Source organism: Methylobacterium indicum (assembly GCF_017347565.1).
Taxonomy (GTDB): Bacteria; Pseudomonadota; Alphaproteobacteria; order Rhizobiales; family Beijerinckiaceae; genus Methylobacterium; species Methylobacterium indicum.
Map to the genome: position 1 here is coordinate 1,107,501 of NZ_AP024145.1, position 15,584 is coordinate 1,123,084.

Annotated in this window: 15 protein-coding genes (1 of these 15 only partly in view); 10 read left to right on the forward strand and 5 right to left on the reverse strand. The window is 71.5% G+C overall.

Features of this window, described 5'->3' with window-relative positions; all coding sequences use genetic code 11:
• The 3 genes from miv_RS05035 to rpsT all read right to left on the reverse strand — a co-directional run.
• A protein-coding gene (locus miv_RS05035; RefSeq protein ID WP_207181699.1) for an ATP-binding protein crosses the window boundary here: on the reverse strand, window positions 1-1,763 show its 5' portion. It extends 256 nt beyond the left edge of the window; 1,763 of the gene's 2,019 nt are visible here — the first part of the coding sequence; its start codon is at window positions 1,761-1,763; its stop codon lies beyond the left edge, outside the window.
• A 134-nt stretch (window positions 1,764-1,897) separates the two neighbouring features.
• Window positions 1,898-3,436 (reverse strand): YifB family Mg chelatase-like AAA ATPase, encoded by a 1,539-nt coding sequence (locus tag miv_RS05040; protein ID WP_207181700.1) that lies wholly within the window; start codon window positions 3,434-3,436, stop codon window positions 1,898-1,900.
• Window positions 3,437-3,633: 197 nt separating this feature from the next.
• A complete protein-coding gene (gene rpsT / locus miv_RS05045; RefSeq protein ID WP_048430444.1) occupies window positions 3,634-3,909 on the reverse strand; it encodes a 30S ribosomal protein S20 in 276 nt (91 codons plus the stop codon).
• Between the two features lie 233 nt (window positions 3,910-4,142).
• On the opposite strand from rpsT, the gene miv_RS05050 reads away from it, so the two are divergent.
• The 4 genes from miv_RS05050 (at window position 4,143) to miv_RS05065 (ending at window position 7,737) form a co-directional block, all read left to right on the forward strand.
• Window positions 4,143-4,358, forward strand: coding sequence for a glycine zipper 2TM domain containing protein (locus miv_RS05050; protein WP_048430443.1), 216 nt, complete (start codon window positions 4,143-4,145; stop codon window positions 4,356-4,358).
• Between the two features lie 96 nt (window positions 4,359-4,454).
• Window positions 4,455-5,180 carry a 7-cyano-7-deazaguanine synthase QueC gene (gene queC / locus miv_RS05055; RefSeq protein WP_207181701.1) on the forward strand — a complete coding sequence of 242 codons (726 nt, stop codon included), beginning with the start codon at window positions 4,455-4,457 and terminating at the stop codon, window positions 5,178-5,180.
• 63 nt (window positions 5,181-5,243) lie between these two features.
• Complete coding sequence (locus tag miv_RS05060) at window positions 5,244-6,410, forward strand: acetyl-CoA acetyltransferase (RefSeq protein ID WP_207181702.1); 1,167 nt, start codon at window positions 5,244-5,246, stop codon at window positions 6,408-6,410.
• A 34-nt stretch (window positions 6,411-6,444) separates the two neighbouring features.
• Window positions 6,445-7,737: an MFS transporter gene (locus miv_RS05065; RefSeq protein ID WP_207181703.1), complete on the forward strand. Its 1,293-nt coding sequence runs from the start codon at window positions 6,445-6,447 to the stop codon at window positions 7,735-7,737.
• On the opposite strand, the gene miv_RS05070 is transcribed toward miv_RS05065, so the two are convergent.
• Window positions 7,679-7,951, reverse strand: coding sequence for a BolA family protein (locus miv_RS05070; protein WP_048452134.1), 273 nt, complete (start codon window positions 7,949-7,951; stop codon window positions 7,679-7,681). The genes miv_RS05065 and miv_RS05070 overlap by 59 nt on opposite strands.
• Window positions 7,952-8,085: 134 nt before the next feature.
• Here miv_RS05070 and miv_RS05075 point away from each other — a divergent pair, with 134 nt between their 5' ends.
• From miv_RS05075 to cobT, 3 genes are all read left to right on the forward strand, one after another.
• Entirely contained in the window at window positions 8,086-8,712 is a 627-nt protein-coding gene (locus tag miv_RS05075; protein ID WP_058617410.1) for a J domain-containing protein, read from the forward strand.
• A 237-nt stretch (window positions 8,713-8,949) separates the two neighbouring features.
• Window positions 8,950-9,933 carry a cobaltochelatase subunit CobS gene (cobS, locus tag miv_RS05080; protein ID WP_048428634.1) on the forward strand — a complete coding sequence of 328 codons (984 nt, stop codon included), beginning with the start codon at window positions 8,950-8,952 and terminating at the stop codon, window positions 9,931-9,933.
• Between the two features lie 179 nt (window positions 9,934-10,112).
• Entirely contained in the window at window positions 10,113-12,017 is a 1,905-nt protein-coding gene (gene cobT / locus miv_RS05085; protein WP_207181707.1) for a cobaltochelatase subunit CobT, read from the forward strand.
• Window positions 12,018-12,300: 283 nt separating this feature from the next.
• On the opposite strand, the gene rpmB is transcribed toward cobT, so the two are convergent.
• Window positions 12,301-12,591, reverse strand: a complete 291-nt coding sequence (gene rpmB, locus miv_RS05090; RefSeq protein WP_048428632.1) for a 50S ribosomal protein L28 — start codon at window positions 12,589-12,591, stop codon at window positions 12,301-12,303.
• A gap of 448 nt (window positions 12,592-13,039) precedes the next feature.
• Here rpmB and miv_RS05095 point away from each other — a divergent pair, with 448 nt between their 5' ends.
• From miv_RS05095 to miv_RS05105, 3 genes are all read left to right on the forward strand, one after another.
• Window positions 13,040-14,203, forward strand: coding sequence for a helix-turn-helix transcriptional regulator (locus tag miv_RS05095; protein ID WP_207181709.1), 1,164 nt, complete (start codon window positions 13,040-13,042; stop codon window positions 14,201-14,203).
• Window positions 14,204-14,281: 78 nt separating this feature from the next.
• Window positions 14,282-15,226, forward strand: a complete 945-nt coding sequence (locus miv_RS05100; protein WP_207181711.1) for a DUF3108 domain-containing protein — start codon at window positions 14,282-14,284, stop codon at window positions 15,224-15,226.
• Between the two features lie 6 nt (window positions 15,227-15,232).
• Window positions 15,233-15,559: a hypothetical protein gene (locus tag miv_RS05105; protein ID WP_048428631.1), complete on the forward strand. Its 327-nt coding sequence runs from the start codon at window positions 15,233-15,235 to the stop codon at window positions 15,557-15,559.
• Window positions 15,560-15,584 lie beyond the last annotated feature (25 nt).

Consider the following 15,584-nt stretch of genomic DNA (forward strand, 5'->3'; position numbering starts at 1 on the left):
GCCTCCTGCAGCCGCGTCACCGCTTCCGCCCCGTCGCGAGCCCAGATCACGACGGCGCCGAGTCGTTCCAGGGCCTTGGTCGCCAGAAGCGCGTTGATGGGGTTGTCCTCGGCCAGAAGCACCCGCGGCCGGTAGGAGGTGGACCGAACCGGTCCTCTCGGCACCGGTGGTGCCACGGCCCGCGGCGGCGCCGGCTCGGCGATGCGGGCGAGGAGCGAGGCGAGACGGACCGGCTTGACGAGGTAGCGATCGAAACCCGCAGCGGCGGGCGAGCCGAAATCGCGCCGGTCGAAGGGTGACAACAGGACGATGCTGCGACCGACCCCCGCCTGACGGGCCGCAGCGGCGATCCGGCGAACCGCGGCGTCGCCGAGCGCCCGGTCGGCGATCACCGCCGTGTAGACGGTCTCCGCCGACAGGGCCGCCAGAGCCTCCGCCTCGCTCTCGACCACCGCTGCGTCGGCACCGGCCCGTCCGAGGCGGCGCGCGATGTAGGGCGCCTCGAAGGCGGCCGCGGCGACCACCAGAACATTGTGACCGGCGAGGCTCGGAGCATCGAACCGGACCTCCTCGGCGCCGGATCGGAGGGGGAGATGTACCCGGAAGCAGCTCCCCTCGCCCGGCCGCGAGGTGACGACGAGGCGGCCCCCCATGCGCTCGACGAGACGCGTGGTGATGGCGAGGCCGAGTCCCGTACCCTCGTGGCGGCGGCTGGCACTGCCGTCGCCCTGCTCGAACTCCTGAAACAGCACCGGCAGGCGGTCCTCGGGGATGCCCGGTCCGGTGTCGTGGACGGCGAGGGTCAGCCCCTCCGGCCCCCAGGCGGCGGTGACGCCGACGCCGCCGGATTCCGTGAACTTCACGGCATTTCCGGCGAGATTGATCAGGATCTGCCGCACCCGGTCGGCGTCGCCAACCAGCACAGCCGGCAGAGTCTCGATGTCGGCGGCGATCTCGAGACCCTTGTCCTGGGCACGGGGCGCCAGAAGCTCGACCACGCTCTCGACCAGGGCCGCCGGGTCGAAGGGCTCGGCCGCGAGGTCGAGGCGGCCGGCCTCGATCTTGGAGAAGTCGAGGATGCCGTCGATGAGCGAGAGCAGGGCCTCGCCGGAGGTCTTCACGGCCTCGGCATAGGTGCGCTGCTCGGGGCTCAGGGGCGTCTCCAGCATCAGGTCGGCCATGCCCATGATGCCGTTGAGCGGGGTGCGGAACTCGTGGCTGACGCTGGCGATGAAGCGGGATTTCGCCACGCTCGCGGCCTCGGCACGGCTGCGCGCTTCCTCCAGGACGCGGGCGGATTCCACCCGGTCGGTGACGTCGCGGCCCGCGCGCAGCACCTCGGGCCGGCCGTCGCGCCCCGTCGTCACGGTCTCGACGAAGGCGAACCAGCGCGGGGTATCGCCTCCGACCGGTCGGATCGCGAGATCGACCAGGCGAGCTCCGTCGGCCCGCCGGCGCATCTCCCCGGATTCCACCACCTCGACCTCCCGGGTGGTGCCCAGGAGCGCGGCCGGAACGGTACCGAGGAGCGCGGCGAACCCCGCACTGGCGAAGGTGATGCGCCCTTCGGCATCCCGCTGGACGACGAGCTCGATCTGCGCCTCGACCAGGCTGCGGTAGCGCTCCTCGCTCTCGGAGGTGCGCCAGACGAGGTCGTGCAGGCGCTCGACCTCGCCGTCGTGCCGGCTTCGCTGCTCGCCGCTCCAGCGCGCCGCGAGCCAGGCGAGAGCCAGAAGACCGATCGCCGCGCCGAGCCACACCATTCCGCATCCTCCAGCATTCCGCCCGAGGTTAGTCCCGCGGACCTGAAAGATGAGTTGGGAAAGTCGTTGAGCCGCAGGTTCGTTCGACCGACAGCATCGGACGAACGACGATAACGCGTCGTTGACCTTGCCCGTCAGGCGGCGGCCGGACGGCGGTCGGCCCGGCTGCGGTAGGACAGCGCCTCGGCGAGGTGGAGTCGGCGTACCCGCGCCTCGCCGTCGAGGTCGGCGAGCGTCCGGGCGACGCGCAGCACCCGGTGGAAGCCGCGGGCGGAGAGCCGCATCGCGTCGGCCGCGTCGCGGATCAGCGCCATCCCCTCCGCGTCGGGACGCGCGGCCTCCTCGATCAGCGTCGCCGGGCAGGAGGCGTTGGTGGTGCCGGCGGGCTGGCCGGCCTCGGCGTAGCGCCGCTCCTGCAGGAGGCGCGCCGCGGCGACCCGGGCGGCGGCCTCCGCCGAGCCTTCCTCGGGCGGCGGCAGGATCAGGTCGGCGGCAGTGACGGCCGGCACCTCGATCTGCAGATCGATCCGGTCGAGGAGCGGCCCCGAGAGCCGGGCCTGGTACTGGGCGACGCAGCGCTCGTTGGGCCCGCGCCGGCAGGCGAAGCCCGGCTCCGTCGCCTGGCCACAGCGGCACGGGTTCATCGCCGCCACCAACTGGAACCGGGCCGGGTAGGTCACCCGGTGGTTGGCCCGGGCGATCATCACGTTGCCGGTCTCGAGCGGCTGGCGCAGGGAATCGAGAACCTGGCCGTTGAACTCGGGCAATTCGTCGAGGAAGAGCACGCCGCCATGCGCCAGCGAGACCTCGCCGGGCCGGGCGCCGAGGCCGCCGCCGACGAGCGCCGCCATTGAGGCGGAGTGGTGCGGTGCCCGGAACGGCCGGCGGTTCGACAGCGCGCCGTCCTTCAGCGTGCCGGCCACCGACTGGATCATGGAAACTTCGAGCAGCTCGCGGGGGCCGAGCGGCGGCAGGATCGAGGGCAGGCGTGCGGCGAGCATCGACTTGCCGGCGCCCGGCGGGCCGTTCATCAGGAGGTTGTGCGCGCCGGCCGCGGCAATCTCGAGCGCGCGCTTGGCACCCTCCTGGCCCTTGATCTCGCGCAGATCCGCCAGCACACCGGCCGGGGCGGCCACCGCCGGCACCGGCCGCGCCATCACCTGCGTGCCCTTGAAATGGTTGGCGAGCTGGATCAGGGAGCGCGGCGCCAGCACGTCCATGTCGCCGGCGGCCCAGGCGGCCTCCGGGCCGCTCGCCGCCGGACAGATCAGGCCGAGCCCTCGGGCATTGGCGGCCATCGCGGCCGGGAGCACGCCCGCCACCGCCGTGAGGCTGCCGTCGAGCGCGAGCTCGCCCAGCACGCAATAGCCCGAGAGCGCATCCGCCGGCAGGGCACCGATGGCGCACATCATGCCGAGCGCGATCGGCAGGTCGTAGTGCGAGCCTTCCTTGGGCAGGTCGGCGGGGGCGAGGTTGACGGTGATGCGCTTGGCCGGCAGGGCCAGGCCGGAGGCGATCAGCGCCGAGCGCACCCGCTCGCGGGACTCGGCCACCGCCTTGTCGGGCAACCCGACCACCGTGAAGGCGACGGCGCCGGGCGTGATCTGCACCTGGACGTCGACGGCGCGCGCCTCGATTCCCTCGAAGGCGACGGTGGCGACGCGGGTGACCATGCGGGCGGGACTTTCGGGCTGGCGTCCTGCCGTAACGTTAGTCGGCGGACGGCTCAGCGACAACCCGGATCCGGAAAACACTTGTCCAGACACGAAAAAGCCCGGCACGGCGGCCGGGCGTTCTCCTCTCGGTCCCCGGATCCCGTGCGCCCGTCGGCGCGACGCGGATCCGCGGCGAAGCGTTGCGCTGGCGCGCGTTACGCCTGGGCGGCCTGCAGGCCCTTCACGCGGGCGGCGAGGCGCGAGACCTTCCGAGACGCGGTGTTCTTGTGCACGATCCCCTTCTGGGACGCGCGCATGATCTCGGGCTCGGCGCTGCGCAGGGCGGTCATGGCGGTGCCATGATCGCCGGCCTCGATCGCCTCCTCGACCTTGCGGATGAAGGTGCGCATGCGGCTGCGGCGCGAGCGGTTGATCGCCGTACGCTTGGCGATCTTGCGGGTCATCTTCTTGGCCGACACGGTGTTGGCCATCGGCGTTCCTCATTCTCAAAGCGAGGCCCGAGCGATCCCGGCGGGATCGTGGCGTCGCGTGTCAGGGTATGGAAGCACGGGCAACCCGCCGGACGAAAGCCCGCAGGTCCGCGATCCGCGGTCTATAGACGCGACCGGGCGGGTCGTCAACGCCGGCCGCAGAGCGAACCGCGTCTCGGAACACGTTGCCCGATCAACGGTTGAGTTTATCACAAGAGACACGGGAGATCACCATGATCCGCTCCGCTTCCCTCCTCGCCGCCGGCCTCCTCGCGCTCGGCGCCGTCGCGGTCCCGCACCAGGCCGAGGCCAAGGGCTGCATCAAGGGCGCCATCGTCGGCGGGCTGGCCGGCAAGGTGGTCGGGCACGGCAAGGCCGGCGCGGCGGCCGGTTGCGCGGTCGGCCACCACAATGCCAACAAGAAGGCGAGCCAGGCGCAGGGCCAGTAATGGTCCGCTCGCGGGGCCGGTAGGCTCGGCGCCATCGGGGACCTATACAGGGGGCGGCTCCGGCAGCGGGGCCGCCCCCTTTCGCGTGGAGCCCGCATGCCGTCCCCCGCCCGCACGACGTCCCCCGACGGCGCCCTGGTCCTGTTCTCCGGTGGACAGGATTCCGCCACCTGCCTCGCCTGGGCCCTCGAGCGCTTCGGCCATGTCGAGACGCTGGGCTTCGATTACGGTCAGCGCCACCGCATCGAGCTCGATTGCCGGGCCAGCTTGCGCGCCGAGATGACCCGGATCGTCCCGGCCTTCGCCGGGCGCCTGGGCGAGGACCACACGCTGTCCCTCGCGGCGCTCGGCGAGGTGTCGGAGACCGCGCTCACCCGGGAAACCGCCATCGCCATGGAGTCGGGCGGGCTGCCCAACACCTTCGTGCCGGGCCGCAACCTCGTGTTCCTGACCTTCGCGGCGGCTTTGGCCTATCGCCGCGGCCTGCGCCACATCGTCGGCGGCATGTGCGAGACGGATTTTTCGGGCTACCCCGATTGCCGCGACGACACGATCAAGGCGCTCCAGGTCGCGCTCAACCTCGGCATGGAGCGCCGCTTCGTGCTGCACACGCCGCTGATGTGGATCGACAAGGCCGAGACCTGGCGGCTCGCCCGGGACCTCGGCGGCGAGGCCCTGGTCGACCTCATCGTGCGCGAGAGCCACACCTGCTACCTCGGCGAGCGCGGTGCCCTGCACCCTTGGGGCCATGGCTGCGGCACCTGCCCGGCCTGTTCCCTGCGGGCCTCCGGCTATGCGCGCTTCCGCGCCGAGGATGCGTGAGCGGCGCTTGCCGGCCGGCCTCCCGTTGCGCAGAGTGCGCCGCAAAGATGGGAGGAGACACGCATGACCGCCTGCATCGTCGGCTGGAGCCACACGCCGTTCGGCAAGCACGATTCCGAGACCGTCGAGAGCCTGATCGTCCGCGTCACCAACGAGGCTCTGGCCCATGCGGGGATCGGCCCGCAGGACGTCGACGAGATCGTGCTCGGCCACTACAATGCCGGCTTCACCCCGCAGGACTTCACCGCCTCCCTGGTGCTCCAGGCCGATGACGGGTTCCGGTTCAAGCCGGCGACCCGGGTCGAGAACGCCTGCGCCACGGGCTCCGCGGCGGTGCACCAGGCCATCAAGACCATTGAGGCCAAGCGCGCCCGGGTGGTGCTGGTGGTCGGCGTCGAGCAGATGACCCGCACGCCCGGCCCGGAGATCGGCCGTACCCTCCTCAAGGCCTCCTACCTCCCGGAGGACGGCGACAACCCGGCGGGCTTCGCCGGCGTGTTCGGCAACATCGCAGGCGCCTATTTCCAGCGTCACGGCGACCAGTCCGACGCGCTCGCCATGATCGCCGCCAAGAACCACCACAACGGCGTCCAGAACCCCTACGCGCAGATGCGCAAGGATCTCGGCTTCGCGTTCTGCCGCACCGAGTCGGACAAGAACCCGTTCGTGGCGGGCCCGCTCAAGCGCACCGATTGCTCGCTGGTCTCGGACGGCGCCGCGGCGGTCGTGCTCGCCGACACCGAGACGGCGCTCCGCATGCGCCGCGCCGTCGCCTTCCGGGCCAACGCCCACGCGCAGGACTTCCTGCCGATGTCGAAGCGCGACGTCCTGAAGTTCGAGGGCGCCGCCGCCGCCTGGGCCCGGGCGCTCGACCAGGCCGGCATCACCCTCGACGACCTGTCGCTGGTCGAGACTCACGATTGCTTCACGGTGGCCGAGCTCATCGAGTACGAGGCGATGGGCCTGACCAAGGAGGGCCGCGGCGCCGACGCGATCCGCGAGGGCTGGACCACCAAGGAGGGCAAGCTGCCGGTCAACGCGTCGGGCGGGCTGAAGGCCAAGGGCCACCCGATCGGCGCCACCGGCGTCTCGATGCACGCGCTGTCGGCGATGCAGCTCTGCGGCGAGGCCGGCGGGATGCAGATCCCGGACGCGACGCTCGCCGGCGTGTTCAACATGGGCGGCGTCGCGGTGGCGAACTACGTCAGCGTGCTCGAGCGCATCAAGTAACGGACGAGGATCGCAGGACCATGACGGCGTTCCGATGACGGCGTTCCTGGTCCTGCTGCTCGCCTACACGATCAGCCAGTTCGACCGCGGCTTCCTGGCGATGGTCGCGCCCGATCTCGGGCCCGATCTCGGCCTTGCGGCGTCCGATCTCGCACTGCTCTCGGCGGGCTGGTTCCTGGCCTTCGCGATCGGTCAAGTGCCGACCGGCCTTCTCCTCGACCGGGTAGGGCCGCGGCGCACCGTGGCGGGATTCCTGGTGCTGGCGGCCCTCGGCGCCGGGCTCCTCGGCCTCGCGCAGGGCTTTGCCGAGGCCGCCGCCGCGATGGCGCTGATCGGGCTCGGCTGCGCGCCGGCCCTGATGGGTGGGCTCTACCTGTTCGGGCGGTCCTACCCGCCCGAGCGCTTCGCCATGCTGTCCTCGGTGATGATCGGGCTCGGCACCAGCGGCGACCTCCTCGGATCCACGCCGCTGGCGCTCGCGAGCCACGCCTTCGGCTGGCGGACGATCCTGGTCGGCCTCGCCCTCGTGACCCTGGCGGCGGCCGGGCTGGTCCTGTGGCTGATCGAGGATCCGCCGCGACTTTCCGATCCGAGCAAGGGTCCGACCAAGACCTCGATCTGGCGGGGCTTTGCCGAGGTGGCCCGGATGCGGGCCCTGTGGCCGGTCTTCCCGGTCGTGTTCGTGAGCTATGCCGTCGTCATCGCGACCCGCTCGCTCTGGGTCGGGTCCTATCTCGGCGCCGTTCACGGCCTCGACCCGCTCCAGCGCGGCAACGGCACGCTGGCGATGAGCGCCGCCATGGCGGCCGGCGCCATCGGGTACGGGCCGCTCGAGCGGCTGGTGCGCGATCCGAAGCGGACGGCCTTAGCGGGCTGCCTCGTGACCGGGCTGGCGCTCTCGGTCCTCGGCCTGTTCGGCGGCAGCTCGACGGCGCTGGCCGTCGTGCTCCTGGCGCTGACCGGCGCGGCGGGCCTGAGCTACGGCATCCTGATGGCGCATGCCCGGCGGTTCTTCCCCGCCCATCTGCTCGGGCGCGGCGTCGCCTTCATGAACATCGTCTTCATGGGCGGGGCGGCGGCCGTGCAGGGGCTCTCGGCCGCGTTCGTTCTGGGCACCGGCGGGCTGGCGCCGGATGCCGTCTACGGCCGGCTCTTCCTGGCCTATGGGCTGGCACTGCTGGCGGCGACGGCCGTGTACGCCTTTGCGCCACGAAAACCGGCCTTCGAGCGGCCGAACGCCGTCGATCCAGGAGGGATGGAGCCGGGCCCTACCCCGCCTCCCCCGGCGTGCGCGCCCGCAGCGCCAGGGCGTGGAGCCCGCGCTTGAAGGCGTCGTCGAGGAGCGCGTTCACCATGCGGTGGCGCTCGACCCGGCTCTTACCCTCGAAGGCCGCCGACACCACATCCAGCCGGAAGTGAGTTTCCCCGCCTTCCCGCCAGCCGGAATGGCCGGCATGCTGGTGTGATTCGTCGACGACGCTGAGCGCCGTCGGCGCCAGCCGCTCCTCCAGCGTCGTCCTGATCCAGTCTCCCAGGCTCATCGCGCACCCGTCCTTAACCTGCTTGGGTTCGAGTGACCGGAGCGGGCATCCCCCGTCAAGCCGTCCGGTTCCGCCTGCGGCATCAGGCCCGGAGCCCTTGTGCCCGCCCCCCCGCCCCTCATAATCGCCCCGTCATGGATCTGAACTCGCCCCTGTTCGACCGCATCCGCATCCGGCCCTCGTGCGACGAGCCGAAGAAGGCCGAGGGTCCGGCCTGCGACCGGCCGGGCTGCACCCAGCCGGGGCTCCACAAGGCGCCCAAGGGGCGCAAGCAGGAGGGCCAGTACTGGCGCTTCTGCATGCAGCACGTGCGCGAGTACAACGCGTCCTACAACTACTTCGACGGGATGAACGACGCGGCCGTCCAGGCCTACCAGAAGGACGCGGTGATCGGGCACCGGCCGACCTGGGCGATGGGCGTCAATCCCGGCGGAAAGACCGGTGCGAAGCCCGACGCCCCACAGCGCGACTGGGACTACGTCGACCCCCTCGGCATCCTGCGCGGCGAGGGCGCGGGCCCTGCCGCCTCGCGCCGTGCCCGGGCCGAACCGCCGCCGCCGCGGTACTCGGCCCCGGTGCGCAAGGCCCTCGACGTGCTCGGCCTCGACGAGAGCGCCGATTCGGCCGCCATCAAGGCGCAGTACAAGGTGCTGGTGAAGCGCTTCCACCCCGACGCCAACGGCGGCGACCGCTCGTTCGAGGACCGCCTGCGCGACATCATCAAGGCGCACGACACCCTGCGGGGCGCCGGCCTGTGCTGAGGCCGGCCCCGGACGCGAGGCCGGCATCGGCCCTGCGCCGGGCACGGATCTCGCATCCCTGATCCGTTGCGAAGGGGGGGTCGAAACGCGGCGCCTGCCCCATATATCCGGGTCAGGCACGTTTGCGCCGGCTTCCCCCGCAGCTTAAGGACAAGCGGCGCCCGCCGGTCTCCTCCGCGCCGTCGCGACATTCGCAGGCCGCCCATGCCGGGCCGGCCTGCCCCGACGAGGCTCCGTATGCTTGCTGAAGACACGCCACCCGCACTCCCGGACACGACCGTCTCGGTGCGCAAGGTGTTCGGGATCGATTCGAATCTCGAGGTCCCGGCCTTCTCGGCCACCGACGAGCACGTGCCGGATCTCGATCCGGACTACCTGTTCGATCGCGAGACCACCCTGGCGATCCTGGCGGGCTTCGCCCGCAACCGCCGGGTGATGATCACCGGGTATCACGGCACCGGCAAGTCCACCCACGTCGAGCAGGTCGCGGCACGCCTGAACTGGCCCTGCATCCGCATCAACCTCGACAGCCACGTCTCGCGCATCGATCTCGTCGGCAAGGACGCGATCGTGCTCAAGGACGGCAAGCAGGTCACCGCCTTCCAGGACGGCATCCTGCCCTGGGCGCTGCAGAACAACGTTGCGCTTGTCTTCGACGAGTACGATGCCGGCCGGCCGGACGTGATGTTCGTGATCCAGCGCGTGCTCGAAGTGTCGGGCCGCCTGACGCTGCTCGACCAGAAGCGGGTGATCCGGCCCCATCCCGGCTTCCGCCTGTTCGCCACCGCCAACACGGTCGGCCTCGGCGACACCTCGGGCCTGTATCACGGCACCCAGCAGATCAACCAGGGTCAGATGGACCGCTGGTCGATCGTGACCACGCTCAACTACCTGCCGCACGATCGCGAGGTCGACATCGTGCTCTCCAAGGCGCCGCATTACCGCGGTGAGGGCGGGCGCGACATCGTCAACAAGATGGTGCGCGTGGCCGACCTCACCCGCAACGCGTTCATCAACGGCGACCTGTCGACCGTGATGAGCCCGCGCACGGTGATCACCTGGGCCGAGAACGCCGACATCTTCAACGATATCGGCTTCGCGTTCCGTGTCACCTTCCTCAACAAGTGCGACGAGCTGGAGCGCGCGCTGGTGGCCGAGTTCTACCAGCGCTCCTTCGGCAAGGAGCTGCCCGAGAGCGCGGTCAACGTCGCGCTGAGCTGACGGCGCCGGACCCATCGTCTGCCGGCCGAGCCCGGCTCCCCTGCGCGAGCGCCCCGTCAAGGTGCCCGCGCAGCGGAGCCGGCCCGGCCGGGACGGCGATCGTGCCCCCCGGGCGCTCGTGCGGCAGGCCTCGATGCTGCACCCCTTCGACCTCGACTCGCTGAAGAAGTAGCCGCGCCATGTCCATCTCCAACCGCAAGCCCGGCGAGAAGCGCGAGTCCGTCGCCGAGCCGCTGAAGCGCTCGGTGGCCGGGACGCTGCGGGCCATCGCCCGCAAGGCCGAGATCGAGGTCACCTTCGCGACCGACCGGCCGGCGCTCACCGGCGACAAGGCCCGCCTGCCCGAGCCGCCGCGCAAGCTCTCCCCCGGCGACGTCGCGATCCTGCGCGGCCACGCCGATTCGATGGCGCTCCGCCTCGCCTGCCACGACAACACCGTCCACCGCCGCCTCGCGCCCGAGAACGCCGCCGCCCGCGCGGTGTTCGATGCCGTCGAGCAGGCCCGGGTCGAGGCGATCGGCTCGCGCCGCATGGCGGGCGTGGCCGGCAACCTCACGGCGATGCTGGAGGACCGCTACCACCGCGGCGGCAAATACGAGGAAATCACAGACCGGGCCGATGCGCCGCTGGAAGATGCGGTCGCCCTGATGGTGCGCGAGCGCCTGACCGGCCAGGCACCGCCGCAGGCCGCGCAACGCATCGTCGGGCTGTGGCGCGAGTTCATCGAGGACCGGGCCGGACGCAACCTCGACGGCCTGATGGGCAACCTCGAGGACCAGCGCGCCTTCGCCCGCTCGGTGCGCGACCTCCTCTCCTCCCTCGACATGGCGGACGAGGCCCCCCTCGACCCCGACGACGAGGAGAACGACGACGAGAACGAGGCCGAGTCCGACGAGCAGCAGGCCGGCGAGGGCGAGGCCGAGCAGCAGAGCCAGGGCGACCGGGCCGAAATGGAGGTCTCGGACGAGGCCTCCGACGAGATCGAGGAAGGCGCCACCGAGGCTGCCGACGCGCCGTCGGGCGAGTTGCCGGAAGATGCCGAGGACGCCGATTCGGAGGAGGCTTCCGAGTCGTGGCGCCCGCCGGGCCCGCGGGCCAACGAACCGCGGGGACCGGACTACAAGGTCTTCTCCCAGAAATACGACGAGGTCATCCACGCCGAGGATCTGTGCGACGCCGATGAGCTGGCGCGTCTGCGCTCCTACCTCGACAAGCAGCTCGCCCATCTCCAGGGCGTGGTCGGGCGCCTCGCCAACCGCCTGCAGCGGCGGCTCCTGGCGCAGCAGAACCGCGCCTGGGAGTTCGACCTGGAGGAAGGCCAGCTCGATCCGGCCCGCCTCGTGCGCGTCGTGATCGACCCCTACCAGCCGCTCTCGTTCAAGCACGAGAAGGACACGAATTTCCGCGATACGGTCGTCACCCTGCTCCTCGACAATTCGGGCTCGATGCGCGGCCGGCCGATCACGGTCGCGGCGACCTGCGCCGACATCCTGGCCCGCACGCTCGAGCGCTGCGGCGTCAAGGTCGAGATCCTCGGCTTTACCACCCGGGCCTGGAAGGGCGGGCAGTCGCGCGAGGCCTGGCTGCAATCGGGCAAGCCGCCGACCCCGGGGCGCCTCAACGATCTGCGCCACATCGTCTACAAGTCGGCCGACGCGCCGTGGCGCCGGGCGCGCAAGAATCTCGGGCTGATGATGCGCGAGGGCCTGCTCAAGGAGAACATCGACGGCGAGGCGCTGGATTGGGCCCACAAGCGCCTGCTCGGCCGGCCCGAGCAGCGCCGCATCCTGATGGTGATCTCCGACGGCGCCCCGGTCGACGACTCGACCCTGTCGGTCAATCCGGGCAACTACCTGGAGCGGCACCTGCGCTACGTGATCGACGAGATCGAGACCCGCTCGCCGGTGGAGCTTCTGGCCATCGGCATCGGCCACGACGTGACCCGCTACTACCGCCGGGCCGTCACCATCATCGACGCCGAGGAGCTCGGCGGCGTGATGACCGAGAAGCTGGCGGAACTGTTCGAGGAGGATGGCGGCGGGCGGGCGCCGGCGCGCCGGATGGCGGCGGGTGGGCGGCGATAGAGCCATCCCGTACTATCCCACCCGTAAACCTCATCCTGAGGCGTCAGTCCGTCTGCGATGGACTGACCTCGAAGGAGGCTCCAGATATGTCCGCGATTCATGGAGCCCTCCTTCGAGGCTCCTTTCAGTCGCACCTCAGGATGAGGTCGTGGATGGGATGAACGGTGTCATCGACAACCATGCATCAAGCACAAAAACCCCCGGGCGCCTTTGGCGCATCCGGGGGTTTTTCATGGGTCTTGCCTGACGAAGGAGGCGCCGGGCGCCTCCAACGCGAAAAAAATCAGGCCGCCTCGGCGAGCTTCTTCTCGATCTCGCGCTTCAGCAGGCGGGCGTTCTGCGACAGGTCGGTCTCGCCGGCCTTGATCAGGAACGCATCGAGGCCGCCGCGGTGCTCGACCGTGCGCAGGGCGTTCGCCGAGACGCGCAGGCGCACCGAGCGGCCGAGCGTGTCCGAGAGCAGGGTGACGTTGCACAGGTTCGGGAGGAACCGGCGCTTGGTCTTGTGGTTCGAGTGGCTCACGAGGTGGCCGGTGAGCACCCCCTTACCGGTGAGCTCGCAGCGACGCGACATGGTCTTCAATCCTCAACTGGTCTTCGTTCGGCGAGGGACCACGCAACGCGAGAGCCGGGTGTGCAGCGCACCCCGGCCTGAACCGGACCCCGCGAAGTCCCTGGAAAGCACGCGCCTATAGAAGGAGAAGGCGGGTCCCGTCAAGGCAAGAGCCTCCGATTGCCGCCCGGGACCCGGGCCCAGAACGGCACCGCCGTCCCGCGAGCGGCAGGCGGGGCGAAGGACCGGCGAGACGCGGAGCCGGGCCGTCCCGCCCGGTGATGCGAGCCGCAAGATCGAGCGTTCCGTTGTCGTTGGGAACGGGAAGGAGCGGCGCGTCGGTTCAGGAGCCCGCATCAAGGGCTTGATTGTCCGGGACGGCACCGGCATCCCTGGATGCACCGAGCGACTGTGCGAGTCCGGGCCCGTCCACGCACGCGAACAGATGATCGGGCGTGCAGGGTCCGTCATGACCGATACCCGTCTCCTGGCCTGCATCGATGCGATCTACGATGCCGGGCTCGATCCCGAATACTGGCCCACGGCCCTCGGACGGGTATCGGAGGCGACGGCCTCGGTGGGAGCCCTGCTGATTCCCGTCTATCCCCGGGAGGCCATCCCCCTCGTGGTCGCCGACACGCTGGCGGAGGCCAGCCGGGACTACGCGGCCGGCTGGTCGCGCTACGACAGCCGCGTCGTGGCCTGCCACCGCATGGATGCTCCTCGGCCCGGCCTGCTCATCACCGACGCGATGCTGTTCACGCCGGAGGAGATGGCCCGGGACCCGTTCTACCAGGACTTCCTCCGCCGCCACGGCCTCGGCTTCGGGGCCTTCCGGTTTATTGCCGATGGCGACGGCGCCTTGACGTCGGTGTCGATCCTGCGCGGCTTCGGCCGCGGCATGTTCGAGGCCGACGAGCTGCGGCGGGTGGAGCTGGTCTCCGGGCATCTGGCACGGGCGCTCGGCGTGAACGCGCGGCTCGCCCAGGCGCAGCGCCGCGCCGGCGACCTCGAGGACGCGATCGAGCACCTGGAAACGGGTCTGATCCTGCTCGACGGCCTCGGCCGCGCCCGCTTCGTCAACGCCGCGGCGCGCCACCTCCTCGGCGACGGTCTCGAACTCGGCCGGGACAGGCGCCCGACCGCGACGCGACCGGCCGAGCGGCCGCGGCTCGCCGCGCTGCTCGCGGCGGCAGCGATGGGCCGGTCCAGCGGGCCCCTGCTGCTCGCCCGGGCGCGGGGCGGTCCACCGCTCCATCTCGACGCCGTGCCGATCCGCGGCCGAGGGCCGACGGCGGACACCCTGTCGGCCGCGGCGGGAACCCGGCACGGGATCATGCTGCTCCTGCGCGACACCGCGCCGTCCGCTCCTGTCGGGATCGCGGAGCAGCTCCGGCAGCTCGGCCTCTCCCCGGCCCAGGCCCGCGTCGCCGAACTGGTCGGCCAAGGCCTGGCCCCGTCCGACGTCGCCGAGACCCTCGGGCTCGGCATCGCGACGGTGCGGACGCACCTCAAGGCGATCAACGCCGTGCTCGGCCTTGCGCGGCAGGGAGAGCTCGTCGCCCTGGTGACGCGTCTCTCCACCTGGACGCGCCACGGCCGGCCGCGATCCCGCGGGGAGACGATCCGTTAACCCTAACCGCGCCACGATAGGGACAGATTCTCCCCGCCTCCTCGGCGGCAGGCGACGGCGATCGAGATCGGTTCCCGCATGCGTTCCAAGGCCTCTTTCCCCAAGGCCTCCTTCCTCAAGGCCGCTCTCCCGACCAGGGCCCTCCTCTCGCTGGCCCTGGCGGCGGCGTTCGCCCTGCCGGCCGGCGAGGCGAGCCCGGCCAAGGCCGCGCGGAGCCGCGCGCCGAAGGCCGGCGAGACCGCCGTCACGGTCGATTACGGCATCATGCTGGCCGGCGTGCCGATCGGCACCGCGCAGGTGACGGGGGCGGTCGAGGGCCAGCGCTACACGATGGACGTCAGCGCCCGGCTCACCGGGCTCGTCGGGGCGATCACCGGCGGCTACGGCTCGGGCCGGGCGAGCGGCACGGTGACCGCCAAGCCGGTTCCGGCCGCCTTCGCGCTCGCGTCCCACAGCGCCAGCGCCTCGATCACCGTGCGGATGGCGCTCGCCCGCGGCAACGTGGTGGCCTCCGACATCGCCCCCCCGCTGGTGCCCGACCCCGAGCGGGTCACCGTCAGCGAGGTGCACAAGCGCGGCGTCATCGACCCGGTGAGCGCCCTGATGATGCCGGCCCAGGGGCGCGGCGAGCTCATCGACCCGCAGAACTGCAACCGCACCATCCCGGTCTTCGACGGCGCGAGCCGGTTCAACGTCGTGCTGAGCTACGGCGAGACCCGTAGCGTGCAGAAGCCCGGCTATGCCGGCCCGATCCTGGTCTGCAACGCCCGCTACCAGCCGATCGCCGGCCACCGGCCCGACCGGCCGGGGGTGAAGTTCATGGAGGACAACACCGAGATGTCGGTGTGGCTCGCCCCCGTCGAGGGGACGCGGGTGCTGCTGCCCCTGCGCATCGCGGTGCGGACCCAGCTCGGCCTCAACATCATCGAGGCGACGCGCTGGTCGCGCAGCGGGCAAGGGCCGGCCGAGGCGGTCGCGCAGGCCGCCGCCCAGACTGCGGAGCCCCCGACGGACGGGCGCTGAGCGCCGATGCGCACGCTCGCCCTCCTGCTCCTGCTGATCGCGCCGCTCCCGGCCCTGGCGAACGGGCCCGATTGCGGCGGCGACGCCTATTCCTCCGCCACGGTCGGGCCCAACCCGCCGGGCCCGCTCACGGCGGTGCCGGATACGCTCTGCGCCGATCTCGAACCCGGGCCGGCGGCCGGCACGCGGATCGAGGTCATCGCCCCCGGCCTGGCGCCGGACCCCTACGGCGATCGGCCGCCGCCATATGGCGATCGGTACGCCCCCGCCCCATATGGAGGGAGGCCGCCGCTCGGGCCGCGCCCGCCCTACGGTCGCGGCCCGGAGCGCTGACGGGGCCGCGGCGCGATCCTCGGCG

What these genes read in the sequence shown, in the direction of transcription:
- cobS (WP_048428634.1), top strand. Translation starts at nt 8,950, where the DNA reads ATGCTTGCTGAAGACACGCCACCCGCACTCCCGGACACGACCGTCTCG.
- rpsT (WP_048430444.1), bottom strand. Translation starts at nt 3,909, where the DNA reads ATGGCCAACACCGTGTCGGCCAAGAAGATGACCCGCAAGATCGCCAAG.
- miv_RS05060 (WP_207181702.1), top strand. Translation starts at nt 5,244, where the DNA reads ATGACCGCCTGCATCGTCGGCTGGAGCCACACGCCGTTCGGCAAGCAC.
- miv_RS05105 (WP_048428631.1), top strand. Translation starts at nt 15,233, where the DNA reads ATGCGCACGCTCGCCCTCCTGCTCCTGCTGATCGCGCCGCTCCCGGCC.
- miv_RS05070 (WP_048452134.1), bottom strand. Translation starts at nt 7,951, where the DNA reads ATGAGCCTGGGAGACTGGATCAGGACGACGCTGGAGGAGCGGCTGGCG.
- miv_RS05040 (WP_207181700.1), bottom strand. Translation starts at nt 3,436, where the DNA reads ATGGTCACCCGCGTCGCCACCGTCGCCTTCGAGGGAATCGAGGCGCGC.
- rpmB (WP_048428632.1), bottom strand. Translation starts at nt 12,591, where the DNA reads ATGTCGCGTCGCTGCGAGCTCACCGGTAAGGGGGTGCTCACCGGCCAC.
- miv_RS05100 (WP_207181711.1), top strand. Translation starts at nt 14,282, where the DNA reads ATGCGTTCCAAGGCCTCTTTCCCCAAGGCCTCCTTCCTCAAGGCCGCT.
- queC (WP_207181701.1), top strand. Translation starts at nt 4,455, where the DNA reads ATGCCGTCCCCCGCCCGCACGACGTCCCCCGACGGCGCCCTGGTCCTG.
- miv_RS05050 (WP_048430443.1), top strand. Translation starts at nt 4,143, where the DNA reads ATGATCCGCTCCGCTTCCCTCCTCGCCGCCGGCCTCCTCGCGCTCGGC.
- miv_RS05065 (WP_207181703.1), top strand. Translation starts at nt 6,445, where the DNA reads ATGACGGCGTTCCTGGTCCTGCTGCTCGCCTACACGATCAGCCAGTTC.
- miv_RS05075 (WP_058617410.1), top strand. Translation starts at nt 8,086, where the DNA reads ATGGATCTGAACTCGCCCCTGTTCGACCGCATCCGCATCCGGCCCTCG.
- cobT (WP_207181707.1), top strand. Translation starts at nt 10,113, where the DNA reads ATGTCCATCTCCAACCGCAAGCCCGGCGAGAAGCGCGAGTCCGTCGCC.
- miv_RS05095 (WP_207181709.1), top strand. Translation starts at nt 13,040, where the DNA reads ATGACCGATACCCGTCTCCTGGCCTGCATCGATGCGATCTACGATGCC.